General features: G+C 69.0%; 23 protein-coding genes and 1 tRNA gene. 7 read left to right on the top strand and 17 right to left on the bottom strand.

The annotated features are described in order from the left end of the window. Positions 1 to 30 precede the first annotated feature (30 nt). The 3 genes from glyA to AB5I40_RS29825 all read right to left on the bottom strand — a co-directional run bounded on the left by glyA (position 31) and on the right by AB5I40_RS29825 (position 2,592). The gene (glyA, locus tag AB5I40_RS29835) at positions 31 to 1,299 is read right to left on the bottom strand and encodes a serine hydroxymethyltransferase (protein ID WP_370933593.1); all 1,269 of its coding nucleotides are present in this window, start codon (positions 1,297 to 1,299) and stop codon (positions 31 to 33) included. A gap of 167 nt (positions 1,300 to 1,466) precedes the next feature. Then, complete coding sequence (locus AB5I40_RS29830) at positions 1,467 to 1,985, bottom strand: gamma carbonic anhydrase family protein (protein ID WP_370933592.1); 519 nt, start codon at positions 1,983 to 1,985, stop codon at positions 1,467 to 1,469. A gap of 19 nt (positions 1,986 to 2,004) precedes the next feature. Continuing rightward, a complete protein-coding gene (locus AB5I40_RS29825) occupies positions 2,005 to 2,592 on the bottom strand; it encodes a TetR/AcrR family transcriptional regulator (RefSeq protein WP_370933591.1) in 588 nt (195 codons plus the stop codon). A gap of 122 nt (positions 2,593 to 2,714) precedes the next feature. Here AB5I40_RS29825 and AB5I40_RS29820 point away from each other — a divergent pair, with 122 nt between their 5' ends. Then, positions 2,715 to 3,173, top strand: coding sequence for a GreA/GreB family elongation factor (locus tag AB5I40_RS29820; RefSeq protein WP_344265572.1), 459 nt, complete (start codon positions 2,715 to 2,717; stop codon positions 3,171 to 3,173). A 48-nt stretch (positions 3,174 to 3,221) separates the two neighbouring features. Here the strand turns inward: AB5I40_RS29820 and AB5I40_RS29815 are convergent, their stop codons facing one another. The 3 genes from AB5I40_RS29815 to AB5I40_RS29805 form a co-directional block, all read right to left on the bottom strand. Then, positions 3,222 to 3,668, bottom strand: coding sequence for a hypothetical protein (locus tag AB5I40_RS29815; RefSeq protein WP_370933590.1), 447 nt, complete (start codon positions 3,666 to 3,668; stop codon positions 3,222 to 3,224). 103 nt (positions 3,669 to 3,771) lie between these two features. After that, the gene (locus AB5I40_RS29810; protein WP_037369195.1) at positions 3,772 to 4,107 is read right to left on the bottom strand and encodes a helix-turn-helix transcriptional regulator; all 336 of its coding nucleotides are present in this window, start codon (positions 4,105 to 4,107) and stop codon (positions 3,772 to 3,774) included. Then, the gene (locus AB5I40_RS29805; RefSeq protein WP_370933589.1) at positions 4,097 to 4,528 is read right to left on the bottom strand and encodes an SRPBCC domain-containing protein; all 432 of its coding nucleotides are present in this window, start codon (positions 4,526 to 4,528) and stop codon (positions 4,097 to 4,099) included. Before AB5I40_RS29805 ends, AB5I40_RS29810 begins: the two co-directional genes overlap by 11 nt. Positions 4,529 to 4,638: 110 nt before the next feature. On the opposite strand from AB5I40_RS29805, the gene AB5I40_RS29800 reads away from it, so the two are divergent. Then, positions 4,639 to 5,106 carry an SRPBCC domain-containing protein gene (locus tag AB5I40_RS29800; RefSeq protein ID WP_370933588.1) on the top strand — a complete coding sequence of 156 codons (468 nt, stop codon included), beginning with the start codon at positions 4,639 to 4,641 and terminating at the stop codon, positions 5,104 to 5,106. A gap of 5 nt (positions 5,107 to 5,111) precedes the next feature. On the opposite strand, the gene AB5I40_RS29795 is transcribed toward AB5I40_RS29800, so the two are convergent. Then, a complete protein-coding gene (locus AB5I40_RS29795) occupies positions 5,112 to 5,813 on the bottom strand; it encodes an SDR family NAD(P)-dependent oxidoreductase (protein WP_370933587.1) in 702 nt (233 codons plus the stop codon). 86 nt (positions 5,814 to 5,899) lie between these two features. Between AB5I40_RS29795 and AB5I40_RS29790 the strand changes: the two genes are divergently transcribed. Further along, positions 5,900 to 6,484 (top strand): TetR/AcrR family transcriptional regulator, encoded by a 585-nt coding sequence (locus AB5I40_RS29790; protein WP_370933586.1) that lies wholly within the window; start codon positions 5,900 to 5,902, stop codon positions 6,482 to 6,484. Positions 6,485 to 6,521: 37 nt separating this feature from the next. Then, positions 6,522 to 7,382, top strand: coding sequence for a hypothetical protein (locus AB5I40_RS29785; RefSeq protein ID WP_370933585.1), 861 nt, complete (start codon positions 6,522 to 6,524; stop codon positions 7,380 to 7,382). A gap of 99 nt (positions 7,383 to 7,481) precedes the next feature. Here AB5I40_RS29785 and AB5I40_RS29780 read toward each other — a convergent pair. Beyond that, positions 7,482 to 7,555, bottom strand: a tRNA-Thr gene (locus AB5I40_RS29780). A 127-nt stretch (positions 7,556 to 7,682) separates the two neighbouring features. Between AB5I40_RS29780 and AB5I40_RS29775 the strand changes: the two genes are divergently transcribed. Beyond that, entirely contained in the window at positions 7,683 to 9,371 is a 1,689-nt protein-coding gene (locus AB5I40_RS29775; protein ID WP_370933584.1) for a hypothetical protein, read from the top strand. A 66-nt stretch (positions 9,372 to 9,437) separates the two neighbouring features. Here AB5I40_RS29775 and AB5I40_RS29770 read toward each other — a convergent pair whose 3' ends face one another. From AB5I40_RS29770 to topA, 6 genes are all read right to left on the bottom strand, one after another. Then, positions 9,438 to 10,637 carry a DNA polymerase III subunit delta' gene (locus AB5I40_RS29770; protein ID WP_370933583.1) on the bottom strand — a complete coding sequence of 400 codons (1,200 nt, stop codon included), beginning with the start codon at positions 10,635 to 10,637 and terminating at the stop codon, positions 9,438 to 9,440. After that, complete coding sequence (locus tag AB5I40_RS29765) at positions 10,634 to 12,781, bottom strand: bifunctional MFS transporter/dTMP kinase (RefSeq protein ID WP_370933582.1); 2,148 nt, start codon at positions 12,779 to 12,781, stop codon at positions 10,634 to 10,636. The genes AB5I40_RS29770 and AB5I40_RS29765 overlap by 4 nt, the downstream gene beginning before the upstream one ends. A 148-nt stretch (positions 12,782 to 12,929) precedes the next feature. After that, on the bottom strand, positions 12,930 to 13,508 hold the full coding sequence (locus AB5I40_RS29760) for a hypothetical protein (protein ID WP_370933580.1): 579 nt from the start codon (positions 13,506 to 13,508) through the stop codon (positions 12,930 to 12,932). Between the two features lie 707 nt (positions 13,509 to 14,215). After that, positions 14,216 to 15,064 (bottom strand): ESX secretion-associated protein EspG, encoded by an 849-nt coding sequence (locus tag AB5I40_RS29755; protein ID WP_354748312.1) that lies wholly within the window; start codon positions 15,062 to 15,064, stop codon positions 14,216 to 14,218. A gap of 63 nt (positions 15,065 to 15,127) precedes the next feature. Next, positions 15,128 to 16,276, bottom strand: coding sequence for an MFS transporter (locus AB5I40_RS29750; protein WP_370933578.1), 1,149 nt, complete (start codon positions 16,274 to 16,276; stop codon positions 15,128 to 15,130). Between the two features lie 61 nt (positions 16,277 to 16,337). Then, a complete protein-coding gene (gene topA, locus AB5I40_RS29745; protein ID WP_370933576.1) occupies positions 16,338 to 19,217 on the bottom strand; it encodes a type I DNA topoisomerase in 2,880 nt (959 codons plus the stop codon). Positions 19,218 to 19,523: 306 nt separating this feature from the next. Here topA and AB5I40_RS29740 point away from each other — a divergent pair, with 306 nt between their 5' ends. Next, positions 19,524 to 20,339: a serine protease gene (locus AB5I40_RS29740; protein WP_370933574.1), complete on the top strand. Its 816-nt coding sequence runs from the start codon at positions 19,524 to 19,526 to the stop codon at positions 20,337 to 20,339. A 67-nt stretch (positions 20,340 to 20,406) separates the two neighbouring features. On the opposite strand, the gene AB5I40_RS29735 is transcribed toward AB5I40_RS29740, so the two are convergent. Then, on the bottom strand, positions 20,407 to 21,108 hold the full coding sequence (locus tag AB5I40_RS29735; RefSeq protein WP_370933573.1) for a hypothetical protein: 702 nt from the start codon (positions 21,106 to 21,108) through the stop codon (positions 20,407 to 20,409). Between the two features lie 117 nt (positions 21,109 to 21,225). On the opposite strand from AB5I40_RS29735, the gene AB5I40_RS29730 reads away from it, so the two are divergent. After that, positions 21,226 to 21,987: a nucleotidyltransferase domain-containing protein gene (locus AB5I40_RS29730; RefSeq protein WP_370933571.1), complete on the top strand. Its 762-nt coding sequence runs from the start codon at positions 21,226 to 21,228 to the stop codon at positions 21,985 to 21,987. Here AB5I40_RS29730 and AB5I40_RS29725 read toward each other — a convergent pair. Beyond that, positions 21,954 to 22,544 (bottom strand): hypothetical protein, encoded by a 591-nt coding sequence (locus AB5I40_RS29725; RefSeq protein ID WP_370933569.1) that lies wholly within the window; start codon positions 22,542 to 22,544, stop codon positions 21,954 to 21,956. The two genes, AB5I40_RS29730 and AB5I40_RS29725, sit on opposite strands and share 34 nt — an antisense overlap. A 131-nt stretch (positions 22,545 to 22,675) precedes the next feature. Next, positions 22,676 to 24,937, bottom strand: a complete 2,262-nt coding sequence (locus tag AB5I40_RS29720; protein ID WP_370933568.1) for a sodium-translocating pyrophosphatase — start codon at positions 24,935 to 24,937, stop codon at positions 22,676 to 22,678. Between the last annotated feature and the right edge of the window lie 177 nt (positions 24,938 to 25,114).

Here is a 25,114-nt window from a genome sequence, read left to right as displayed (position 1 = left end):
CGGTTAGAACCGCGATCGCCACTCACGACGTCACTCGGCGTAGCCCGGAATCGGGAACGGCTGCAGGAACTCGCGGATCTCCGCCGCGATCGCGTCGAGCGCGCCGTCCTGCTGCGCCGCCGCGGCGGTCACCGTCCGGTCGATCCAGTCCGCGACCTGCACCTGGTGCTCGGGCTTGAGCCCGCGCGTGGTGATCGCCGACGTGCCCAGCCGGATGCCGGACGGGTCGAACGGCTTGCGCGGGTCGAACGGCACGGTGTTGTAGTTCAGCTCGATGCCCGCGCGGTCCAGCGCCTGCGCGGCTGGCTTGCCGGGCACCGCCTTGTTGGTCAGGTCGATCAGGAGCAGGTGGTTGTCCGTGCCGCCGGAAACCAGGTCGTAGCCGCGCTCGACCAGCGCTTCGGCCAGTGCCTTGGCGTTCGCGACGATCGTGTGCGCGTAGTCGGAGAACGACGGCTGCTGCGCCTCCCCCAGCGCGACCGCGATGGCGGCCGTCGTGTGGTTGTGCGGACCGCCCTGCAGGCCGGGGAACACCGCCTTGTCGACGGCCTTCGCGTGGTCGGCGTCGGAAAGGATCATCGCGCCGCGCGGGCCGCGCAGCGTCTTGTGCGTGGTCGTGGTGATGACCTGCGCGTGGCCGACCGGCGACGGGTGCGCGCCGCCCGCGATCAGGCCGGCGATGTGCGCGATGTCGGCGACCAGCACGGCGTCGACCTCGCGGGCGATCTCCGCGAACGCCGGGAAGTCGATGGTGCGCGGGATGGCCGTGCCGCCCGCGAAGATCAGCTTCGGCCGGTGCTGGCGGGCGAGGTCGCGGACCTGGTCGAGGTCGACGCGGCCGGTTTCCTTGCGGACGCCGTAGCGGACCGGCGTGAACCACTTGCCGGTGGCGGACACGCTCCAGCCGTGCGTGAGGTGGCCGCCGTCGGGCAGCGCCATGCCGAGCACGTTGTCGCCCGGCTTGGCGAACGCCAGGTACACCGCGAGGTTGGCCGGGGAGCCGGAGTAGGGCTGGACGTTCGCGTGGTCGACGCCGAAGACGGCCTTCGCGCGCTCGATCGCCACCTGCTCGACCTGGTCGATGAACTGCTGGCCCTCGTAGTACCGCTTGCCGGCGTAGCCCTCGGAGTACTTGTTGGTGAGCACGCTGCCGGTGGCTTCGAGCACCGCCTGCGAAACGTAGTTCTCGGACGCGATCAGGCGGATCTTGTCGTGCTGCCGCTTCGCCTCGTCCTCGACGAGACCGGCGATCTGCGGATCCGCCGCGGACAGTGCGGACAAGGCGGGCTGGTGTGTCATGGCGTACTCCGGCTCTGCAGTGGCCCTCACCCAGGCGCGCGGTGCCGGCCTCGTCGTCGCTCCCCGGTGGTGCTCCACCTCTTGAATGGCGCCAGTCGCTGCTGCGGGACGAAGTTTAGTGCACCGCGCCAGGGGCGTCCGGACAGCGTGAAATGGCGGAAAGCGGCTCAGACCTGCTCGAGACCGCCTCGGTGCCGCCGCGCGAGTTCCTGGTAGACCGCCGCGTTGTGCTCGACCCACACCCGCGCGGAATCGGTGAGTTCCACGAACTTCTTCGCCGGGCTGCCCATCGCGATCATCTCCGCCGGGACCTCGGTGCCCGGCGTGACCGTCGACCCCGCGGCGACGAACGCGCGCGGTCCGATCACCGCGCGGTCGAGGACCGTGGAACCGTTGCCGATCAAGGCCTGTTCGCCGACTGTGCAGTCGTGCACGAGGCACTGGTGCCCGACGGTGACGTTGCGGCCGACCTCGGTCGTCTCGGGTCCGGAGTGGATCACCGAGTTGTCCTGGATGTTCGCGCCCTCGCGGATGATGATCGGGCCGAAGTCCGCGCGGATCACCGCGCCGTACCAGACCGAAGCGTCCTTCTCGACGGTCACGTTGCCGATCAGGGTAGCGGTGGGGGCGATCCAGGCGTCCGGGTGAACCTGCGGGCTGACGCCGTCCAAGGAGAACAAAGGCATGCCGGGAGCCTAAGCGGCGTCAGCGGTACCCGGCGAAGCAGAGCGCCTCGATGTCGCCGCGCAGGCTCGCGGACGACCGCGGCCGGACGCGTTGCTGCACCACCGCGCCGAGCAGGTAGCTCAGCAGAGAGCGGGCGCGGGCGCGCGGGTCGTCGACGTCGAGCGGGGCGAGGAGTTCGACGAGCAACTCGGTGATCGAGGTGAGCATGGCGTCGATCGCCTGCGGATGCTGCGCGCGGCCGGCGGCGATCCAGTACTCGAACCAGAGGAACGCGCCGCGCGGATGGTCGGCGAACTCGGCAAGATAGGCCTCGGTCACCGCGAAAAGCCGTTTGCGCGGGTCGGAGTGCTTGTCCGCGACCGTGCGCAAATTCGCCGCGAAAGCGTTGATGTGCGCGGCCATCGCCCGGTCGATGAGCACGTCGATGTCGGCGAAGTAGTAGTGGATCGCGCTCTTGGTGAGCGGTCCGGCCTCCGCGATCGCGCGTACCGTGCAGCCGCCGAGTCCTTCGCGGGCGAGGACCTTGCGAGCCGCTTCGACGATCTGTTCCTGCTTCTGCAATTGGTTGGGCGACAGCGTGGGGTTGCGGGCTGGCACGGCGCTCACGGTGATCCTCGTTACGTTTGTCAGGACGGCAGCCCTGAATCCTAGGCCAGTCGTCCCAACGTCTTCCGGCGGGTGAAAAACCGGATTGGCCACCCCGGTCCGCGCAGCGGACAATGCCCGGCATGGTGATCTCAGGGGACAAGGGGCTCAGCGAGGCGGCGCGCCGTCAGCTGGAAAAGGAAATCGCGGACCTGCGTGCGCAACGGGAGGCGCTATCGCCGCAGCCGGGCGAGCAGGAACGCACGGGGGACGCCGCCGACCAGGCGGACGTGATCGACCGCGCCGAGGCAGCGGCGCGACTGGACCGGCAGATCGCCGACGTCACCGCGAAGCTGGAGCACGGCGCGTACGACAGCTCGCTGCTTCCGGACGGCACGCGCGTTTCGCTGCGTTTTTCCGACGGTGACGAGGAAGAGTTCACTGTGGTGACCCTTCCCGGCGAGGACGCGGACGCGATCACCTCGGACAGCCCGCTCGGCATCGCGCTGTCGAAGGCCAAGGCAGGCGAGGAAATCAGCTACCGCACCCCGCGCGGGCAGGCCACCGCGACGGTGCTGAAGCTGACCCCGCCCGCCAACTGACCACAGAGGACAGACAGTGGCCGCCCCGGTTTTCCGGGGCGGCCACTGTTATTTGTCCGCGTTGGCCACCGTTTCGGCCTGATACCCGTACACGCCGTCGCTCTCGACCGCGACGTGCCAGCCGCCGCAGTCCTTGTCCATCCGCTTGTGCTCGCCCGCAGGCCACCAATCCGCGTTCAGCGTCGGGGATTTCGCTTCGGCCTTCCCCGGCTTGCAGATTGCGGGAAGATTGGACGGACCTGGTTGGTAGCGCAGGATCCGTTCCGAACCGGTGGTGCGGATCAGCTCGGTGACCGACTTCGCGTCGTCGGGCACCCACGACGGAAGCCGGACGTCCGGATTGGCCTTGCCCTGTTTTCCGGTGTCGTAGGAAACCGCCTTCACGTGGCCGTTCGACTTCTCCTCGATCGAGGAGCCGAGGCCGCACGACGCGACCGTGGCCAAAGCCGCGATCCCGGTCGCGGCCAGTACCGCCTTGTTCCGCACGCTGTTCATGGCTTCCAGTCAACCGAGACTGGTCCGCCCTGCCCTCGTTCTTCCGGCCCGCACTGCTTGGCCAGTCGGCCGACTCTGTCCCTCAGATGAGTGAAATCGCGGGTCATTCTTCGCCGTCGAGATGAGCCCGCAGCGCGGCGAGCGGACCGTCCCAGTCCCGGGCGAGCGCGGCGAGGAACTGCTGCGCGACCCGCATCGGCGCGGAATCGAGCCGGTACCGCACCCGGCGCCGCTCGCCGGGTTCCGCGGCGACCAGCCCGGCGTCGGACAGCAGGCCGAGGTGCTTGGCGATCGCCTGCCGCGTGATCGGAAGCCGGGCCGCGAGATCCGTCGCCGTCGCCGGCCCGCGTGCGGCCAGCTCGGCGAGGATCGAGCGGCGGGTCGGATCGGCGAGCGCGGCGAAAACCTGCTCGGCGACCGCTTCGGAATCAGCCGGCATCGAGACTGGCCGCCAGCTCGTCGAGTTCGCGCGCCCAGCCGTCGAGGTGCGAGCGATAGGTGGCCGGGTACTGGCTGTCCGGCAGCTGCGCGAACCCGGATTCGACCACGGTGAGCTGGGTTCCGCCGTCGCGCGCCTGCAGGGTGAACTCGACATACGTGCGCCGCGGGTCGTCCTCCGGCATCCCGTCGACCTGCCAGGTGAAGCCGAACACCGCAGGTTCTTCAACGCGCTCGACCCGGATCTCGGCACTGCGCTCACCGATCCACGCAACCCGGCCGAGACCGCCCGGACGCAGGTCGATCTCGGCCTCGTCGCCGAACCAGGCGCGCAGGCCGTCGGCCGTGGTCAGCGCCGTCCAGACCGTCGCAGGCGGCTGCGCCAGCTCGACCGTCCGCTCGATGCGGTCGGGAAACCCCATGCCGTGCTCCTTCCGGGCCGAGCCTAGGCAACCACACCCCATTGACGCAACCATTCGGTTGCCATAGTGTCGCAACCGCTCAGTTGCATTACCTCGCGAAAGGAAGCCCGATGAACTCCTTCACCACCGAACTGACCGTCGACCGCACCCCCGAGGAAGTCTTCGCCGCGGTCACCGACGTCCGAGCCTGGTTCAGCGAGTCGATCACCGGCACCGCGACCGCGGTCGGCGACGAGTTCTCGTTCATCGACAAGAGCATCCCGACGAGCCGGATCCGGGTCACCGAACTCACGCCCGGCCGCCGGATCGCCTGGCACGTCGAAGACGCGTACATCGCCTTCATCGACCAGCACGACGAGTGGACCGACACCCGGATGACCTTCGACCTCACGCCGGGCCCGGCCGGTACGACGCTGCGCTTCACCCATCACGGCCTCACTCCGGAGAGCGCCTGCTTCACCGATTGCTCCCGAGGCTGGACGAGCTGCGTCAACACGAGCCTGTACGCGCTGCTGACCACCGGCGTCGGGCAGCCGATCCCGAAATCCGAGGCCCCGGAAGGACACCTGGCCGAGTAATTCCCTTACGGGAGCTGGAGATCGGAGGTGTCACGCTTGACGTGCATCTCCCACAGCGTCTCCGCGATGTCGGCGGGATCGATCTCCGGAAACTCGGAATTGGGCTCGACAACCCCGGATCGCAGTGCGGCGTCGACGGCGCTTCCCCGGATCATCGCTCCGATTTGGAGCGTCGCCGCGTGCACACCGTCGGACGAGATTTCGGCCGCCAGACTCTGGATGTAGTTACGGGTCGCGGCCATCGCCGGACCGATGCCGCTGAGGACGGGCGCGGGCCGGGTGGCCGAGACGCTCTGGCTGATCAAAATGCTGCCCTCACCGCGGTCGCGCAGCTCGCCCAAAACGGCCTGAACCAAGGCGATCGGAGTGAGGAAATACAGGTCGAGGAGCCGCTGCGCGGTCGCGGGCGTCAGCTCGGCGGCGGGCGTGAACCCGTTCAGGTCCAAGGGCGCGTACGACACGACGTCGATCCGCGCGAAGCGGCTCCGGATCGCGTCGACCAGCGCCGGAATCTCCACCGGACGCGCGAGGTCCGCGGGAAACGCCGCGGCCTCGACGCCCTCCGCGGCCAGTTGATCAGCCAACGCAGCGAGCCGTTCACGGTTGCGCGCGACGAGCGCGATCCGGAATCCCTCGCGGCCGAAGCGCCGGGCGACCGCGGGCCCAAGGCCGGTGCCCGCACCAAGCAAGACCAGGGTTTTCGACACGGGACTCCATAAGTTGATGACGGTCTCAACTTTGGCGCCAAGTTGAGACCGTTGTCAACTTTCTCGCCCGGACCTACGATGACCTGGTGAAAACGGAGGGGAAGCCCACGCTGCGCCGAGACGCCCGCCGCAACCAGGAACGGCTTCTCACCGCGGCGGCGGAAGCCTTCCGGGAGAAGGGTTTGACGGTGCCGCTGGAGGAGATCGCGCAGCGGGCGGGCGTCAGCGCCGGGACTCTCTACAACCGCTTCGGCGGACGGGAAGCGCTGATCGACGCGGTGATGCCCGAACTGGTCGCCGAGCGGATGAACGAGGCGATGCGCCGGGCGGAAGCAGTCAACGACCCGTGGGAATCGTTCGTCACCTACGTGACAGCGCTGTGCGAACAGCAAGCCGACGACCCGGCGTTCCGGGACGCGATCAGCCGGCAACTCCAGGACGCGCCTGAACTGACCGCGCGCTGCACAGCCGAACTCGCGAAGTCGGTCCGGCTGCTCGAACGCGCGCAACGGTCCGGGACGCTGCGCCCGGACGTCACGTCCGACGACCTGATGCTGCTGATCTTCACGAACGCGCTGATCGTGCGCGAGACCGTTGAGGCAACCCCGAACGCGTGGCGGCGCACGCTGTCGTTCAGCCTCGCCGGACTGCGCGCCGGTTGTGGTAGCTAGAAAGCATGCGAAGATCCTTTTCCTTTCTGGAAATCCCATGAACGATGACGTTTCCCAGAACCTCGTCGTCTTCCGAATCAACGGTCTCCCCGAACCCGTGCTGGCCAGCGCGCCCACCCAGTCCGAGAACGCTGTCGAGCAGGCGTGGGCGAGCGTCCGCCAGCAGCACAAGGTGCGCGGGTCCGCGGTTTCGGCGGTGTACAGCGAATGGCAGCCTTCCGCCGCCGACCAGAAATTCATGGCCAAGAATTTCCGGAAGGCCGAGTGCACCTACAGCTTCGCCCGGCCCGCTCCCGGTGATTGGGAGCGCGCGTTCGCCGAAGCCCGCGAGGTGATGGCTCGGAAAGAGCAGAGCGCCGAGGAGATACTGCCGATCCTCTGGAGCGCGTCCTCACCGCGCGCTGGGCTGCTCGAAGCCCTGCCGCACCAACCGCTCGTGCCCGGCAAGCTGTCGGTCGCGCTCGCGGTGGTGTCGCGGACTCCCGAGGGCAAGATCGGGATGCAGCACATCACCCTTCACGAGCAGGAGCAGATGGGCGCACCGCTCGAGAAGATGTTCGACGTCGGGTTCGGCTGCCTGGCCCGCGGGCTGAAGCTCGAGGTCCGCACCTCCGGCGAGGACGTGCTGGTCTCGCTCACGAGGGAGAACCAGCTGGCGGCGTCCGCGCTCGCGCTGCCCGATCTGTTCGCCCAGCTGTCGCCCCACCTCGGCGCGGGAGACCTGATCGTCGGCCTGCCCTGCCCGGACGAGATGTACGTGACCAGAGAGGGCTCTGGCCTGGCGGACACTGTCCGGCAGCAGGCACTCAGCTCGCCGTACGAGACGACGGAACTGGTCCCGTCAGTCCTGCGGCTCGGGCCCGGCGGGCTGGAACTGCTCGCCGAACGGACCGGCTAGGCGCGTTCCCCTAACGGGTGAATTCGGCGCAAGCCTGCGGACCGTCCGGAAACGAGTCAGGCCCCATCCGAGGTGTCTCGGATGGGGCCTGACCTGCGGAGCCGCCTGGGGGAATCGAACCCCCGACCTATTCATTACGAGTGAATCGCTCTGGCCGACTGAGCTAAGGCGGCATGCCGCTGTGCGACGGTCATCAGTGTAGCGGAGGCGTGGTGCGTCACCTTGCGGGGGCCGCGTCGTTAGGCTCCTATGACTTCGGTCTCACTCCCCGACCCGGCGATCATCTGGAGGACCCGGCACATGCAGCGAAGACTGCCCCGTGCGCTGGCGCTGCCCGCCACTGCCGCGTTGCTGCTGCTCCTGGCCGCGCCGGCTGGTGCGCAGGAGATTCCGACGACGCCGATCCCGCAGCCGAACAACCCCTCGCAGCCGCCCGCGTCCGCGCCCATCGGGCCGCAGCCGCTCGGGCACGCGGTCGGCGACGCGGGGACGGCGCTCGGCGTCCTGCGGCTGCTGCCGAACTCGGTCACCACGAGCACGATCCTTCCCGGCTTCGGCCAGACGCTGCCGAAGCAGTCCGCGCTCGAGGCGGGCATGGGCCTGTCCAGCGCGTCGGCGAACTCGGAGGCCTACCTGGCCTACGAGAAGTCGATCGCGCAGTCGTCGCCGTTCGGGCTGGCCGTCGGGGGCCAGGCTCCGCAGACGCCGGGCAGCCTCGTGCAGACCGCGCTGCCGGACAACCCGAAGGAGATCAGCGGGGGCCTGAACGCGCCGTCGAACCCGCTGCTGAACGTCGGGCTGCTCAACGGCACCGCGCACGCCCGCTGGAGCGAATCGCTCGGCCCGTGCGTGGACACGATCGCCGACGCCAGCACGTCCGTCGCGAGCCTGTCGCTGCTCAACGGCCTCCCGACGCTGCCGCAGGTCCCACTGATCGGCGGCGGCGGGCTGAACCTGCCCCAAGGCACCCAGCTCGCGCAGGGTTTCGACCCGAAGAGCGGGCTGCAGAGCCTCGGCGGCCTGCTGCCGGGTAGCGGACAGACGCCCGCCGCGGGCACCGGTTCGCTGCTGAGCCTGCCGAACACGCTGTCGTCGCGGTCGCAGGTCAAGCTCGTCGACATCCCGGGCTCGAAGAACAAGGCCGTGCAGTCGAGGTCCACGCTGCAGGCGGCGGACATCAACATCCTCAAGGGCACGCCGCTCGAGCTGAACCTCAAGGTCGCCAGCCAGCCGACGCTGACCGTCATCTCAACCGGCGACGCGAAGACGTCCAAAGTGGACTACCAGGCGCCGGTGATCACCATCGGGGCCGGCGGCAAGACGCTGTACACGCTCGACGCGGCGCACCCGACCAAGGACATCCCGATCGGCCTGCCACTCGCGCCACTGAGCCAGCAGTTCGGTGCGCTGGACAACGTGCCGGTGGTCGGCGGTCTCGTCGCCACCGCGACGAAGGGCCTGCAGCAGCTCGGCGACACCACCGGGAAGGTGCTCGACCTCGGCGTGCTGCGGCTGAGCATCGCGAACCTCGACCAGAAGCAGTCCGAGGCGACCACGCCGTTCAAGGGCTACCAGCTGGGCGCGGCCGCACGGCTGCTCGACGTTCAGGTGCTGCCGACGCAGAAGCTGAAGGAGCTGCTCCCGAAGCAGGCAGGCGACAACCTGCCGTCGTCGCTGGCGCAGCTGTCGCTGGGCGAGCAGATCGCCCGCGCGTACGCCCCGACTGGCGGCGTCGTGTGCGGTTCGACGACGACTCCGCCCGCCCCGCCGCAGGGCGGTGCCGCACCGGCTGGTCCGGTCAAGCACCTGGCCTACACGAACGGCGCGTACGACACGGTGCCGCTGTTCTGGACGGGCACGGCGATGCTGCTGATGGGCGTCGTCATGGTCGCGGCGTTCCCGAACCGGCGGCGTCCCGCGCTGGTGCTGAAGCGGCCGTCCAGCGGTCCTGACGCACCGTTCAAGCCGTCGCCGCATCCGCGCGACTGACTCTCGCTAGTCACGGAAACGGCCCTCTCGCTGCTGGCGAGGGGGCCGTTTTCGTTGGTGTTTGAGTCAGCCTTGGCGAAGCGTGGTGACCATGGCCTCCACCGCGATCCGCGGCTTCACGTTCAGCCCGATCGCCTCACGGCACTCCAGCACCGCTTCCAACCGGCGCATCGTCGATTCCGGCGACCAAGCCGCCGCGGCCGAGTTGATCTGCTCGGCATGGTCGGGATGCGTCAGCGTCGCGCCGGAACGCGAAGTCGTCACGAGCACGTCGCGGTAGAACCCCGCCAGGTCCACCAAAGCAATGTCGAGCGTGTCGCGCTGGGTTCGCGTCGCACGGGACTTCTGGCGCTTCTCCAGCTGCTTCACCGCGGCCTCGGCGGCACGTTTCGCTCCGGCGACGCCCTTGCCGGTGCCATCGCCGCCCATCGCGGTGCGCAGTTCGGAACGTTCCTGCTCGTCGCGACCCTTGCTCTCCTCGCCCGCGTCCGCCTCCGCAGCGCTGATCAGCTGGTCAGCGCTGGTGAAAACGTCGTCCGGACGGCGCAGCCCGAGCGGAATCCGCAGCACGGTGGCGCGACGCTGCCGAGCGGCTTCGTCGGTGGCGAGCCGGCGCGCGCGGCCGACGTGGCCGTTGCACACTGCCGCGGCCCAGTTGGCGCGCTCAGGATCGACGCCGTCGCGGGAGATCAGCACCTGCGCGATGGCCTCGGCGGGCGGCGTGCGCAGCGGAACCAGCCGGCACCGCGAGCGGATGGTGACGGAGACGTCCTCCGGGTGGTCCGACGGTGCGCAGAGCAGGAACACCGTGCGCGCCGGCGGCTCTTCCACGGCCTTGAGCAGCGCGTTCGACGCGCCCTCGGTGAGCCGGTCGGCGTCCTCGATGATCACGACCTGCCATTCGCCGGTCGTCGGCCGGCGCGCCGCCGCTTGCACGAGCGCGCGCATCTCGGCGACCGAAATGGACAGTCCTTCCGGGACGACCAGCCGCACGTCCGCGTGGGTACCGGCCATCGTCGTGCGGCAGCCGGGGCACGCGCCGCAACCGGTTCCGGTGCTGCACTGCAAAGCCGCGGCGAACGTGCGCGCGGCGACCGAACGGCCGGAGCCCGGCGGTCCGGTGATGAGCCAGGCGTGCGTCATCGCCGCTGGCGCGACCGCTTCTCCGGCAACGATTTTGGCCGCCGCCGACGCCGCCGAGGACAACGTTTCGACGGCAGGCTCCTGGCCGACGAGTTCGGTCCAGACGCCGATCGGAGTCGTCACCGATCCTCCACTTTGGACACTACGGGCAGCGCGTCCGCGCCGTTCTGCGCCGCTTCCGCTTCGGCCGCCTCGACGACATCCGCCGCGGCGGCGTCTTCCGGCAGCTCGGGTTCCTCCTCCGCCGGTTCCGCGGGGGCGAGCGCGGCGAGCGAACCGACGAAGACCGACTGGACGGCGTTGCGGACCCGGCCCGCGACGTCGCCGTCAGAACCCTCGGCGTCGACCACCACGTACCGGTCCGGGTCGGCGGCGGCCATCTCGGCGAGCAGCTTCTGCACCCACAGCTGGTCGTCTTTCAGCGACGGCTGCGGATCCTCCGCGTGTTCGGAGTCGAGAAGCACGGTGAGATCCGGGCGAAGCCGTCCGGTGGCCCAGTCGACCAGCCCTTCCAGCTCGCCGCGGTCCAGCTCGCCGGCCGCGGACAACGACGCGAGCGGGGAGTCGACAAAACGCTCCATGACGACGACGGACCCGGCGTCGAGCGCGGGCTGGATCTGGCGTTCCACCAGCTCGGCGCGCACAGCCGCGGCGACGAGCGCCTGCGCCCGCACGCCGGTGAGGGCGGCGTCCGAAACTAGCGTGCGGAAGCGCTGCTCGCCGAGCGCCGGGTCGGCGGTGAGGACGACCGGCCGGGTGCCGGTGCCGAGCCAGCGCGCGAGGCGGGCGGCCTGCTCGGCGGTGTTGACCGCGGTGGTGCCCTCGATGGCGATCAGGAAGCCGTTGACGCGGCGCGGGTTGCGGCGCAGCGCGTTGCGCAGGTCGCTGAAGATCTTCTCGGTGCGGCGCTCGTCCATCTGCCGGTAGGCGATGATCCCGAGCAGCACGGCGAGCAGGCCGCCGCCGAGGATGACCGGACGGGTGCCGTCGACGATGATCGGGGTACCGAACAGGTCGACCTGGCGCTGCCGGACCAGGCCGATCAGCACCGGCGTGACCACCGTCGCGCCGAACAGCACGATCTTGAGCATCGCCTGGTAGATCGCGTTGATCCGGCCGCGGATCGCGTCCTCGACGCGGGAGCCGATGATCGTGACGCCAGTGAGGAACGCGGTGCCGGCGCAGACGCCGACGAAGGCGACCGCAGCGACCGAAATCGACAGGTGCGGCGACAACGCCACGACGCCGAGCGCGAGCCCGGCGAGAACGATCGAGATGCCGAACAGCCGGTCGTGCGGGAGCCGGTGCGCGAGCTTCGGGGCCAGCGCCATGCCGGTGGCCAGACCGATGAAGACGGCCAGCATCAGCAGGTTGAACGCCGCATCGCCGCCGAGCAGCGAGGACGAGTACGGCTTGGCCGCGCCGATGACCGCGCCACCCGCGGCGAAGGCGCCGAAGGCACCGATCAACAGGCCGCGGACGATCGGCGTGCTGCGGACGAACTTCAGCCCGTCGCGCATCATCGCGCCGAAGCCGAACTTCTCCTCGTCGGCCCGCTTGACCTTCTGCTGCGGCGTCGAGTGGACGTCGCGCAGGGACAGTTCGGGGATGCGGGTGGCGACGATGATGCCGCTGGTCAGGTACAGCAGGCCGGTGATGACGACGACGACCTTGGCGATGTACAGGTCGACGCCGGGGCCTTGGAACAGGTGGAACGTCGAGTTCGCGCCGAGGATCAGCGCGTTGGCACCGGCGGCGGTGATGACGGCGAGACCGTAGGTCATCACCATGCCGAGCTGGTTGGCGGTCTCGACCTGCTCGGGGCGGCGCAGCAGGTTCGGTACCGCCGCGTCCTTCGACGGGATCCACATGATCGAGCAGCTGCCGACCAGGAAGTTCGCGACGAACAGCCACCACGGCGCGCCGACCACGGCGATCGAGAGCAGGAATCCGCAGCGCAGCAGGTCGCAGATGACCATGATCTTGCGCCGGTCGAACCGGTCCGCGAGCAGGCCGCCGAGCGGTGCGAAGAGCAGGCCGGGCAGCAGCGCGGTGACGATGACGCCGACGAACGCGTAGTTCTGCGCGGAGTAGTTGTCGAGGAGCTTGGTGCTCAGGCTGGTCAGGTTCAGCAGGTTCAGCCAGTCGGCGACACTGCACAGATACGTGACGCCCCACAGCCGACGGAATGGCTTGATCGCCAGCACTCGGCGGGCCCGGTGGATCGTGGACGTGCCGCCCGATCCGCCCGGGCCGGTGCCCGGCACCGACCGTACGCCCTCGCTGATACGCCCACCCCACTTGTCACGGCGGAGTCAGGCGACCCCGGCGGATCCCCCGACCGTGTAGCAGCCAGGGTAGTCCCGCCGCGGAGGCGAGCAGGGCACGCCCCGTGATATACGAGGTCAGCCGGGGTCAGCCAAACAGCCCCTTCACACTGCTCACCAGGCTAGCGATGAGCTCGATCGCGACAATTCCGAACACGATGAGCAACACCACAGCGAGCACGACGCCCGCCGTGCTGCTGGAGGGACGGCCGAAGCTGGGCATGCTGAGCGAGGGCATCCCACGTCGGCTCTGCCGCTCGGCGAGCTCCTCCTCGATGTCGTCGTCGGCGATCTCGGTCACCCGCTTCGGCCGCGGCCGGGGCACCTTCTTCAGCAGCTGAGGAGCCTTGGTCGGCCAGGTCCGCTGCCGGGGCAACAGCCCGAGCGGAACCAGATCCGGCCGCTCGGACGGCGGGATCGGATTCGGCGTCTTGACGACTTCCTTCTTCTTGGCTTCCTCTTTCAGCGCGGCCTCGACCATCCGCTTGACCGCCTCAGGGTCATGCTCGACCGGCTTGGCAGTGGGCAACGGCCGCGGCGCGCGGGAAGACATCTCGAACCCGGACAACGGATCGGAGAACCGCTCGCCTCCAGCGTCACCGGCCAACGTCCCGTCCCGGTCGGGCCCGGAGGCGGGAAAAAACGGAGTCCCGTCGCTCGTGCTCATGGTGACCACCTCACTACGGAATGTCCGCCGCGTCCAGTGTCGGCGAGAGTACCGTCCCCCGCATCCACCCAATGGCCGCAGAACCACTACTGCCCGCGCCCGAGCGGAGGCCCGTCCACCCAGGCCAGCGACCGCCGATAGACGGCGGCGTGGCCGGTTTTGCGGGGAGGCCGCGCGCAAGTTCAAGGGCACCAGACCGGACGGCGCCGGGATCCGGGCGGCGGGACGCCCGCCCTGGCCAACGCCCGCACCTCGCCCAGCCAGCCACCCCTTTGGCGACCCAACCGCGGGATCGCGTCGGCGTGTGGAGGGGCAGTGCGCACGGCCTGGGGGCCGTGCGCACTGCCCCTCCACACGCCGACTTAAAGGCGATCCCGCCGCGGCGGCGGAGCCGACGCCAAAAACACAGTTTGCCGAGCAGACCCGCAAACCCAGCCCCGACTAACCCAGCCACGTCAACCCCAACCTCGGCCAACTCAGCCACGCCAACCCCAACCCAGGCCAACCTAACCCAGGCCAACCCAACCCCCGCTTACCCAGCCCCGGCCAACCCAACCCCCGCTAACCCAGCCACGGCCAACCACACCCACCCCAGCCACGCCAAGGCCACGGCCACGGCCACGGCCACGGCCACGGCCACGGCCACGGCCAACCCAGCCACACCAACCCCAACCCGGCCACCCCCAGCCCCGGCTAACCCACCCCCGTCAAATACAACTCCGCACCGCCTCCACGATCCAAGCCTCCGCAGTCCCCCGAGTAGCCGGTGACCACGTCACCACCCATCCACCACCCCCCTTGGGCGCGGCGCGGAACTGATACCTCCCCTGGTCGTTGTCCACCAGCCCGAACGCCCCGTGCGGATACTCCGCCAGCACCGCATCCCGCACAGCCAAATCCACCAGCACCGTCCCCTGCCGAGGCCGGGCAACGGCGGCCCGGATGACGTCCAAGTCCCCCCAAGCCGCCCGCGGAATCAGACCGCTGTCATCCGTCTCAATCCGCACCGCAGGGCCAGGACCAGGCGGCCGGTCCGGCAGGCCGTCGAACACCCACCCCGGCAGTGCGCTCAGCATTCCGGACCGCAGCCGCGCCCGGCGGCCCAGTTTGCTCATCACGGTGGTGAAGTCCTCGTCGCCGAAGAACCGCACCTCCCACGGCTCCTCGCTCGCCGGGAACACTCCGGTGACCACTCCCCGGATGAACCCTCCGCGCAGCACTCGGTACAACTCGACCGCCTCGGCGGTCACCTCGCCGTCGGTGGCGAGCCCGAGCGCGGCCATCCCCGCGACGAACCGCGTGTACTGCTCCACCTCCTCGGCCAGCCCGGCGCCGAGCATCGGCCCGAACGACTGCCGGACCTCCTCGGCGAGGCTCAGTCCCGAAGCCGCTCCGGCGGGCTCCTCCTCTGCCAGCACGGGCGGCACCTCGAAATGCGGGTCGTAGAACTCCATCACCGAAGGCCGCTGCGGCATCTCGGCCCGCAGCGGTCCGATGACCTCGTCGATGACGTCGAAGACGACGGGTGCTGAACTGCTCACCCCGTCATTGAACACCCTGGTACCGACAATTTCTCGAACTTTTGTTCGAGTCAACCCATCCGTGCGCCGAGCGGTCGGTCAACGTCGCGAAACCGGATCGCCGACCCGCATCGTCGGGGCGAGGAACCCGACCGTCACCACGAGAGCGCCGACCACGGCGAGCGCCCAGTGCAGGCCGATCCCGCCGCTCAGGCCGCTGACCAGCACCGGACCGGCCAGGAACCCGAGATACCCGCACGCCGCGACGGCCGCGATCGCCCGGCCAGGCGCGTCCGGCTGTTTGCGTCCGGCCGCGCTCCACGCGAGCGGCACGATCCCGGACACCCCGAGCCCGACCACGGCGAATCCGACCACCGCGACCATTGGCACCGGAATCGCGACCACCAGCACGAATCCGGCGACCGTCACGGCCGTCGCGACTCGCATGAACAGCACCCCGCCAACGCGCTCGACGACCCGGTCCGCCACCGTGCGCACCGCGATCATCGTGATCGAGAACGCGAAGTAGCCCAGCGACGCGACAGCCGCGCTCGCTGTGGTGACCTCCCGGAGGTAGACCGCGCTCCAGTCGTTCACCGTGCCTTCCGCGACAAAACCGCAGAACGCGATCACGCCTAACGGGATCAATGCCTTGCTGGGCAAGGCAAACGCCGCCTCGCCCTGTCCGCGATCAGCACCCGGCAAGAACTGCGAAGCAGCGAAAATCGCGAGCACCAGCAGCACCACGCCAGCAGCGGTGAAGTGCACTTCGATCGGCACCCGCCAGATCTCCATCAGCGCCGCGACGCCCGAGCCAGCCAGCCCGCCGATGTTCCAGAAAGCGTGGAATCCAGCGAAAATCGGCCGATCGTAAGCCTCTTCGACGCGTGCGGCGTGCGCGTTCATCGAGACGTCCAGCAGGCTGTTGCCGACCCCGAGCACCACGAGCGCCGCGACGAACAACGGCAGGTCCGGCGCGAAGGCGACGAGCGGCAGTCCTCCGCACAACACCGCGGCCCCGCACAGCACCCCGCGCCGGCTGCCGATTTTCGTGATCAACGGTCCTGCGGCAAGCAACGCGACGACCGAACCGGCGGCGAGTCCGAACAGCCCGATCCCGAGTTCTCCGGCACTGAGGCCGAGTTTCGCTTGCACCGCGGGCACTCGAGCCGCCCACGAAGCGAATGCCGCACCACACACCGCGAAAACCACGGAAACCGCGGCGCGAGCGCGCTGTGTCTCCCCCATCCGTCCCCCTGACACGAGAAAGGGCCACCCGGAGTTTTCCAGGTGGCCCTTCGGATCCTCGTTACTTCGACTTCGTCGCCGTACTGCTCCGCTTGGCCGGAGCCTTCTTCGCAGTCGTCGACTTCGCCGCCGCGGACTTGGTCGTGGTCGACTTGGCCGTGGCGGACTTCGCCGGCGCCTTGCGCGTCGTGGTCCGCTTCTTCGGAGCCGGACCCTTCGCGCGCTTCTCCGCCAGCAGTTCAGCCCCGCGCTCGGCGGTGAGCTCCTCGATGCTGTCGGACTTTCGCAGCGTCGCGTTGTACTCGCCGTCGGTCACGTACGGACCGAAGCGGCCGTCCTTGACCACCATCGGCTTGCCTGACACCGGGTCGTCGCCGAGTTCCTTCAGCGGCGGACGCGCGGTGGCCGACCGGCCGCGCTGCTTCGGCTCCGAATAGATCTTCAGCGCCTCTTCCAGCGTGATCGAGAACAGCTGGTCCTCGGTCTGGATCGACCGCGAGTCCGTGCCTTTCTTCAGGTACGGCCCGTAACGCCCGTTCTGCGCGGTGATCTCGTCGCCCGACTCCGGGTCCTTGCCCACGACGCGCGGCAGCGACAGCAGCTTCAGCGCGTCGTCGAGCGTGATCGTCTCGATCGACATCGACTTGAACAGCGAGCCCGTACGCGGCTTCGGCAGCTTCGCCTTCGCGGCCTTCTTCTGCGCCGCGGTGGCGTCCTCGGGCAGCTCCGGCTCAGGCAGCAGCTCGGTGACGTACGGGCCGAAGCGGCCTTCCTTCGCCACGATCTCGTGCCCGCTGACCGGGTCGGTGCCCAGCACGCGGCCTTCCTGCGGCGTCGCGAAGAGCTTTTCCGCGATCTCCGCGGTCAGCTCGTCCGGCGGCAGGTCTTCAGGCAGGTTCGCGCGCTGCGACTCGCCGTTGACCTCGCGCTCCAGATACGGCCCGTACCGGCCGACGCGCACCACGACCTGGTGGCCCTCGGCGTCACTGAACATCGGAATCGAGTTGATCTCGCGCGCGTCGATGCCCTCGACACTGCCGTCGACCAGCTTCTTCAGCCCGCCGAGGCGGCCGACCGAACCCTCGACGCCGAAGTCGCCGCCGAAGTAGAACTTCGACAGCCATTCGACGCGGTGCTCGTCACCGCTGGCGATGCGGTCCAGCTCGTCCTCGAGACCGGCGGTGAAGTTGTAGTCCACCAGCCGTTCGAAGTGCCGCTCCAGCAAGCCGATCACCGCGAACGCGACCCACGACGGGACGAGCGCGGAGCCCTTCTTCCAGACGTAGCCGCGGTCCTGGATGGTCTTGATGATCGACGCGTACGTCGACGGGCGGCCGATGCCCAGTTCTTCCAGCTTGCTGACCAGGCTCGGCTCGGAGTAGCGCGCGGGCGGCGACGTGGAGTGGCCGTCCGCGGACAGCTCGGGCGCGGTCAGGCCCTGGTCCTTGACCAGCACCGGAAGCCGGCTCTGCTTGTCGTCGGCCTCGCCGCCGGCCTCGCTGTCGACTGCCTCGACGTACGCCTTCAGGAAGCCCGCGAAGGTGATCGTGCGGCCCGAAGAGGCGAAGGTGCACTCCTCGCCGGTCGCGGCGGTGCCGACGATGCGCACCGACATCGTGGTGCCCTTCGCGTCCGCCATCTGCGACGCGATGGTGCGCTGCCAGATCATCTCGTAGAGCCGGAACTCGTCGGTGTCCAGCTCTTTCGCGACCTGACCCGGCGTACGGAAGACCTCGCCCGACGGCCGGATCGCCTCGTGTGCTTCCTGCGCGTTCTTCACCTTGCGCGTGTACTGGCGCGGCGACGGCGAGACGTACTCCTTGCCGTACAGCTGCGTTGCCTGACTGCGCGCGGCCGTGATCGCCGACTCCGACAGCGTCGTGGAGTCGGTACGCATATAGGTGATGTAACCGTTCTCGTACAGCTTCTGCGCGACGCGCATCGTGCGCTCGGAGGTGAAGCGCAGCTTGCGGCCCGCCTCCTGCTGCAGCGTCGACGTCATGAACGGCGCGTACGGCTTGCGCGTGTACGGCTTCTCTTCGACGCTCGCGACCTTGAAGTCGCGCTCGTTCAACGCCTGAGCCAGCGCCCGCGCGTCGGACTCGCCGAGCACGCGGATGTCCGCGGCGTTGCCCTTGAGCTGACCGTTGGAGTCGAAGTCGCGACCCGTCGCGAGGCGCGAACCGTCCACCGCGACGAGCCGCGAGGGGAACGTACGCGGCGAAGCGTCCGCACCGGCGTCCATGGTCGCCGAGATGTCCCAGTACGACGCCGAGGTGAAGCGCATCCGCTCGCGCTCGCGCTCCACGACGATCCGCGTCGCCACGGACTGCACGCGGCCCGCCGAGAGCTTCGGCATGACCTTCTTCCACAGCACCGGCGAGACCTCGTAGCCGTACAGCCGGTCGAGGATGCGGCGGGTTTCCTGCGCGTCGACGAGGTCGGCGTCCAGCTCACGGGTGGCCGCGGCGGCCGCCTGGATGGCCTGCTCGGTCACCTCGTGGAAGACCATCCGGCGCACCGGGACCTTGGGCTTCAAGGTCTCCAGCAGGTGCCACGCGATGGCCTCGCCCTCGCGGTCGGGGTCCGTCGCGAGGTAGAGCTCGTCGACGTCCTTCAGCAGCCCCTTCAGCTCGGTGACCTTGGACTTCTTGTCCGGGGTGACGATGTACAGCGGCTTGAAGTCGTTGTCGATGTCGACCCCGAGCCGCGCCCACGACTCGCCCTTGTACTGCGCGGGGACGTCGGCGGCGCCGCGGGGCAGGTCCCGGATGTGCCCGACGGAGGACTCGACGACGTAGTTGCCGCCGAGATAGGGGGCGATCTTGCGGGCCTTGGTTGGCGACTCGACGATCACCAGCCGCCGTCGATCGGCACCGTTGCCCCCGGTACCGCTCTTCTTGGTCCGTGTTCCTGCCACGCTGCCCTGCTCTCCACTCATCTCCGCGCCGCCGCGGCGGCGCTCTCACCCCTGCACCAGAGGGGTACTGCGCCCGCGTCTCGACCTGTCAGTGTGCACGTCCCCGGTGTCCGCGCAGCGCCGAGGTGCCCTGACGAGCCGCTGGGCCCCTGCCCGTCGGATCGCCGCTGACCTCGGCGATGTTTCTCCTCCACACCTAGCACGTGATGTCGGACACGTGCCGTGCAGGGTAACCGGTCATAGCACCGATACCCTCCGTTAGACGGTGGCGGGTCCAAGTACGGCGACGGTTCACTTATTCCTCCCCCCAGCCGAAAGGAACCCACCATGATCCGCCGACTGGTTGGCACCGCGACCGCCGTCGTGGCGACATTCGCGCTGGTCACCGCCCCCGAAGCAAGCGCGGCGACCACCACGTTCACCGGTGCCGTGGCGCTGTCCAACTGCTCTGGTTCGGTCGTGAAACCGGCCGCCACGCCGATGGACGCGCCCGCGATGGTGCTGTCGAACGGGCACTGCCTCGAGGAAGGCATGCCCGATCCGGGTCAGGTGATCGTCGGCCAGGCCTCGAACCGCTCGTTCGATCTGCTGTCGCCGGACGGGCAGAGCTCGGTGGGCACCGTGACCGCGACCAAGGTCGTCTACGCGACGATGACCGACACCGACATCTCGCTGTACCAGCTGTCCGACACCTACGCCGACATCCAGCAGAAGTACAACGTGCCGCCGCTCGAACTGGTCAACAGCCATCCGCAGGCGGGCACGCCGATCGACGTGGTGTCCGGGTACTGGAAGCAGATCTACTCCTGCTCGATCGACGGGTTCGTGCACGAACTGCACGAGAACAACTGGGTCTGGAAGGACTCAATCCGCTACGTGCCGGGCTGCGCGACCATCGGCGGCACGTCGGGTTCGCCGGTCGTCGACCGCAACACGGGCAAGGTCATCGGCGTGAACAACACGTCCAACGACAACGGCGAGAGCTGCACGCTGAACAACCCGTGCGAGGTCGACGAAGCCGGCAACACGACCGTGCGGCCGAACTACAAGTACGGCCAGGAAACCTACGGCATCCCGGCCTGCCTGACCCCGGCCAACGAGATCGACCTCAACCAGCAGGGCTGCACTCTGCCGAAACCGTAAGACTTCCCCACCGGAAAGGTTCCTCGTCGCCTCGCTGGGCGATGGGGGACCTTTTTCTTTTGCGCAGCTACCCGACAGCCTCCAGTAAATACTGTGAAGGACTCTCCGCCGGAGCCCCGCGACGCGGCTCCCCCGACGTCCGTTCGCGGCGTTCCCCGGCAGGCGGCAGCTCCGGCCAGACCGACTCCGCTCCAGCGGGCGGTTCGCCGATCAGCTCCAGCAGACCGGCCAGCTTGCGCCGCCCGGTGACCCGCACCGCGGGCTGCTCCGCCTTGGGCCCGAGCAGCCGCGCCTGGACGCCCAGCGACGCGAGCACGGTCAGCAGCTCCTCGTGCGTCCCTGGGGCCAGCGGATCGACACCCAGCAGGTAGCCGCCGGGTTCGGGACGGCCTGCCGCCAGCGCCCACATCCGCAGCATCGCTCCGCTCAGCCGGAATCCGCCGGGTACCGCCTTGCCCGAATCGTCCTCCGCCGGACCGGTGCGCCCCGGCCGCAGCCATTCTTCGGCGAACCCGAGCAGATCGACCCGGAACGACGTGCGCACCTGCGGACTGCCGCATTCGGCTACCGCGACCTGCGCGTCCGCGCCCCGGCTGCGGCATTCCCGCGCCAGCACCCGAGCCCGCCACGGCTCCTCGACCAGCACCGACAGCCGCGCCGCCGTGCGGCCGAACCCGGTGATCTGCCCTTGGCAGCACAACAGCCCGGCCAGGTCTGGCAGGCCCGGGCCGGTCGCCTCCGCCGAGAACAGCGAGATCGTCCGATCCACGCCGCCGATGATAGAACACAAGTTCGATTGAACGCGAGCGTCACGCCGAGGTTTTTCTTGGGCACACAGTGTTGCCGGTACAGTAATACCGGTATATAAATACCGAGGAGGCGGGAATTGTTCGAAGTCGCCGAACGCGTCCGAGTGCGCGACAAGCTGATCGCCGCGGCTCGGCAAGATGCGGACATCGCGGGTGCGGCGCTGGTCGGATCAGCCGCGCGCGGAACCGAGGACCGATGGTCGGACATCGATCTCGTCCTCCAGCTCGCGGAGAACGCGAACGAAGCCGCGGTAGTCGCACGCTGGACTCAATCGCTCGCCGAGAAATTCGGAGTCGCCGACACTCTCGACGTGACCTCGCGCGAGGGAGTCCGCTACCGGGTCTTCCTCCTCGACTCCTCGCTCCAGGTCGATGTGTCGTTCTGGCCGCACGATCTCTTCCGCGCCACCGAGGACGGCTTCCAGCTTGTTTTCGGTCAGGCCAACGAGCCGACCAGCGCCCCGAAACCGGGCAGCGAGCAGGTGATCGGCATGGCGTGGCTGTACGCGCTCCATGCCCGCTCGGCCATCGCCCGCGGGCGAGCGTGGCAGGCCGTCCTGATGCTCGACGACCTTCGCGCCCAGATCATCACGTTGGAATGCCTGCGGCACGGCTTGAATCCTTGGCACGGACGCGAAGTCGACCAGCTGCCGGTGCTGGCGACATTGCGGGACGGCCGGGCGACGTCGGTCAGCTTGACCGAGCTCGAACGGTCTCGGCAGGTGCTGCTTCAGCACTATCTGGCGGCCGTCGAACATCATGATGCGGAGCGGGCCGTCGCCCTGCGGCGGGCGCTCGATCCCGATCAGCGCGGCGCGGGCGGCACCACCAATTGCTGACAGCCCGCCGCGCGCTTGCCCGCCGCGGACAGGGCTGGCGTCGCGTCCAAGCCCTTGAGGACGTCGAGCCGGGAAATCTGGTCGATAGCCGACTTCGCGTCGTCCAGCGCGGCTTTCACCGCGTCGGGATTGGCGGCCGCGTCGAGTTTCCCGCGCACCTCGTCGGCCTGTTGCCGCACCGAAGTGAACTGGCCGAGCAAAGCCGTGCGCGCTGGTTCGCCGCCGGGCAGCGGCGCGGGGCCGACCCGGTGCAGTCCGGAGATGGTCTGGTCGATGCCGGTGGCGACCGAAGCCAGGAGATCACTGGACGTGCGGGTCGCCTGGGCCGAGGAACTCGGGTCGATCGAGGGCAGATTCGCCAGCGCCCGAACCAGATGCGTGACCGCGCCGCAGTATCCGTCGGCCCATTTCGCGGCCGGATCGGCTTGGCTCGCCGACTCCGCGTGCCCGCCGGAGGAGACCTGCTCGGCAGGCGGCGGTTGCCCGCATCCCGTCAGCCCGATGCCGATTCCTGTTGCCAGCGCGGCTAAACCGGTCCACCGCGGCCGCACTCGCACCACTCCTGTCCCTCGAAATCCGTGTCCTCCGCACGGTACCGACCCGCCAGTAGTCCGCAACTCGCCCCGGGTGGTGGACGCGAACGGGCCCGGCACGCACAAGGCGTACCGGGCCCGAATGGAGCAACGCGTCAGGCTTTCGCCTCCGCCGGAGTCTCCGCCATGACACTGCCGCGCCGCTTGGACACGACGATCGCCGCGACGATCACCGCGACCGCGACCACCGCGATCACGATCCGCCACGTGGTGTCCGCGCCGCCGCCGAGCGTCAGCGTGACCACCGCGGGCGCGATCAGCACCGAGACCAGGTTCATGACCTTGATCAGCGGGTTGATCGCGGGACCGGCGGTGTCCTTGAACGGGTCGCCGACGGTGTCGCCGATGATCGTCGCCTCGTGCGCGTCGGAACCCTTGCCGCCGTGGTTGCCGTCCTCGACGAGCTTCTTGGCGTTGTCCCACGCGCCACCGGAGTTGGCGAGGAAGATCGCCATCAGCGTGCCGGTCGCGATCGCGCCGGCCAGATACCCGGCGAGCGCACCGGTGCCGAGGCCGAAACCGACCGCGATCGGCGCGAAAACGGCCAGCAGACCCGGCGTCGCCAGCTCCCGCAGCGAATCGCGGGTGACGATGTCGACGACCTTGCCGTACTCGGGCCGCGTGGTGCCCTCCATGATCCCGGGGATCTCGCGGAACTGGCGGCGCACCTCGTACACCACCGCACCCGCGGCACGCGAAACCGCGTTGACCGCGAGACCGGAGAAGAGGAACACCACGGCCGCGCCGACGATCACGCCGACCAGAGTCTCCGGGCTGACGATGTTCGCGACGAACGAACCCGTGCTGCCGACAGCCTTCGAGATCGCGTCCGAGTAGGACCCGAACAGCGCGGTCGCCGCGAGCACCGCGGTGGCGATCGCGATGCCCTTGGTGATGGCCTTGGTGGTGTTGCCGACCGCGTCCAGCTCGGTGAGGATCTGCGCGGCCTTCTCGTCCACGTCGCCGGACATCTCGGCGATGCCCTGCGCGTTGTCCGAAACCGGGCCGAAGGTGTCCATCGCGACGATGACGCCGACGGTGGTCAGCAGGCCGGTGCCGGCCAGCGCCACCGCGAACAGCGCGACGCCGCCGCCGAGCAGGAACGCGCCGAACACCGCGGCGGCGATCACCAGCGCGGTGTACACGGCGGACTCGAACCCGACTGAGATGCCGGACAGGATCACCGTCGCCGCACCGGTTTCCGACGTCTTGCCGACGTCCTTCACCGGCTTGTGCTCGGTGCCGGTGTAGTAGCCGGTGATGCGCAGGATCAGCGCGGCGAGCACGATGCCGATGATCACCGCGACCGTCGCGATCACCGCCGGGTTGCCGGTGTTGTGCGCGAAGCCCTCGCCGAAGTCGGCGAAGCTGCTCGGCAGGTAGATGAACGCGGCGACCGCCGACAGCACCGCGGAAATGACCGCGGAGATGTAGAACGAGCGGTTGATCGTGACCAGGCCGCCCTCGCCCGCGCGCGCCTTCGTGATGTAGACGCCGATCACCGCGGTGATCACGCCGATGGCGGGCACGATCAGCGGGAAGATCAGGCCGTGCGCGCCGAACGCGGAGCTGCCCAGGATCAGCGCGGCCACGAGCATCACCGCGTAGGACTCGAAGAGGTCCGCTGCCATGCCCGCGCAGTCGCCCACGTTGTCGCCGACGTTATCCGCGATCGTCGCGGCGTTGCGCGGGTCGTCCTCGGGGATACCCTGCTCGACCTTGCCGACCAGGTCGGCGCCGACGTCAGCGGCCTTCGTGAAGATGCCGCCGCCGACACGCATGAACATGGCGATCAGCGCCGCGCCGAAACCGAAGCCCTCCAACACCTTCGGTGCCTGGCCGGTGTAGACGAGCACCACGATCGCCGCGCCGAAAAGGCCGAGCCCGACGGTGATCATGCCGACCACGCCGCCGGTGCGGAACGCCACGCGCATCGCCTTCTCGCGGCCGCCTTCCTCGCGCGACGCGGCCGCCACCCGCAGGTTCGCCTGCGTGGCCAGCCACATGCCGAGGTAGCCGATGGTGAACGAGAACACCGCCCCGACGAGGAAGAAGATCGAGCGGCCGATCCGTTCGCTCCAGTCGTCCGCGGGGAGCGCGAACAGGAGCAGGAACACGATCACGCCGAAGATGGCGAGGGTGTTGCGCTGCCGCTTCAGGTATGCGGCCGCACCTTCCTGCACTGCCTTCGCGATGTCCTGCATCTTGGCGGTGCCCTGGCCCGCGGCCAGCACCTCCTTGAGCAGCACGTAACCGATAGCCAGTGCGACAAGGGCGACCACGGCGACCACACCGACGATGGTGTAGCCACCCCCGGTGAGCGTGATGCCGCCCTCCGCGAGGAACTGCCGGGACATTCGTCCTCCTGGGAACGCCGTCTGGCCAGCGCGGGCCCGTCGTACCCGGCGCGCCTGCACTGGCGGGGATCTGTGCCGAAGGACACGCTAGCCGTGCAAGCAATGCACGTCTCACATGACGCTCGCCACAGTGGGTGTGGATCGAGGGAGTGTATTGGTAGTGATCTGCGCGTCCGC

Origin of the sequence: Amycolatopsis sp. cg13, assembly GCF_041346965.1 — a bacterium.
Taxonomy (GTDB): Bacteria; Actinomycetota; Actinomycetes; order Mycobacteriales; family Pseudonocardiaceae; genus Amycolatopsis.
This window is presented reverse-complemented; position numbering and strand designations above follow the sequence as displayed.

What these genes read in the sequence shown, in the direction of transcription:
- glyA (WP_370933593.1), bottom strand. Translation starts at nt 1,299, where the DNA reads ATGACACACCAGCCCGCCTTGTCCGCACTGTCCGCGGCGGATCCGCAG.
- AB5I40_RS29830 (WP_370933592.1), bottom strand. Translation starts at nt 1,985, where the DNA reads ATGCCTTTGTTCTCCTTGGACGGCGTCAGCCCGCAGGTTCACCCGGAC.
- AB5I40_RS29820 (WP_344265572.1), top strand. Translation starts at nt 2,715, where the DNA reads ATGGTGATCTCAGGGGACAAGGGGCTCAGCGAGGCGGCGCGCCGTCAG.
- AB5I40_RS29815 (WP_370933590.1), bottom strand. Translation starts at nt 3,668, where the DNA reads ATGAACAGCGTGCGGAACAAGGCGGTACTGGCCGCGACCGGGATCGCG.
- AB5I40_RS29810 (WP_037369195.1), bottom strand. Translation starts at nt 4,107, where the DNA reads ATGCCGGCTGATTCCGAAGCGGTCGCCGAGCAGGTTTTCGCCGCGCTC.
- AB5I40_RS29805 (WP_370933589.1), bottom strand. Translation starts at nt 4,528, where the DNA reads ATGGGGTTTCCCGACCGCATCGAGCGGACGGTCGAGCTGGCGCAGCCG.
- AB5I40_RS29800 (WP_370933588.1), top strand. Translation starts at nt 4,639, where the DNA reads ATGAACTCCTTCACCACCGAACTGACCGTCGACCGCACCCCCGAGGAA.
- AB5I40_RS29785 (WP_370933585.1), top strand. Translation starts at nt 6,522, where the DNA reads ATGAACGATGACGTTTCCCAGAACCTCGTCGTCTTCCGAATCAACGGT.
- AB5I40_RS29775 (WP_370933584.1), top strand. Translation starts at nt 7,683, where the DNA reads ATGCAGCGAAGACTGCCCCGTGCGCTGGCGCTGCCCGCCACTGCCGCG.
- AB5I40_RS29760 (WP_370933580.1), bottom strand. Translation starts at nt 13,508, where the DNA reads ATGAGCACGAGCGACGGGACTCCGTTTTTTCCCGCCTCCGGGCCCGAC.
- AB5I40_RS29750 (WP_370933578.1), bottom strand. Translation starts at nt 16,276, where the DNA reads ATGGGGGAGACACAGCGCGCTCGCGCCGCGGTTTCCGTGGTTTTCGCG.
- topA (WP_370933576.1), bottom strand. Translation starts at nt 19,217, where the DNA reads ATGAGTGGAGAGCAGGGCAGCGTGGCAGGAACACGGACCAAGAAGAGC.
- AB5I40_RS29740 (WP_370933574.1), top strand. Translation starts at nt 19,524, where the DNA reads ATGATCCGCCGACTGGTTGGCACCGCGACCGCCGTCGTGGCGACATTC.
- AB5I40_RS29720 (WP_370933568.1), bottom strand. Translation starts at nt 24,937, where the DNA reads ATGTCCCGGCAGTTCCTCGCGGAGGGCGGCATCACGCTCACCGGGGGT.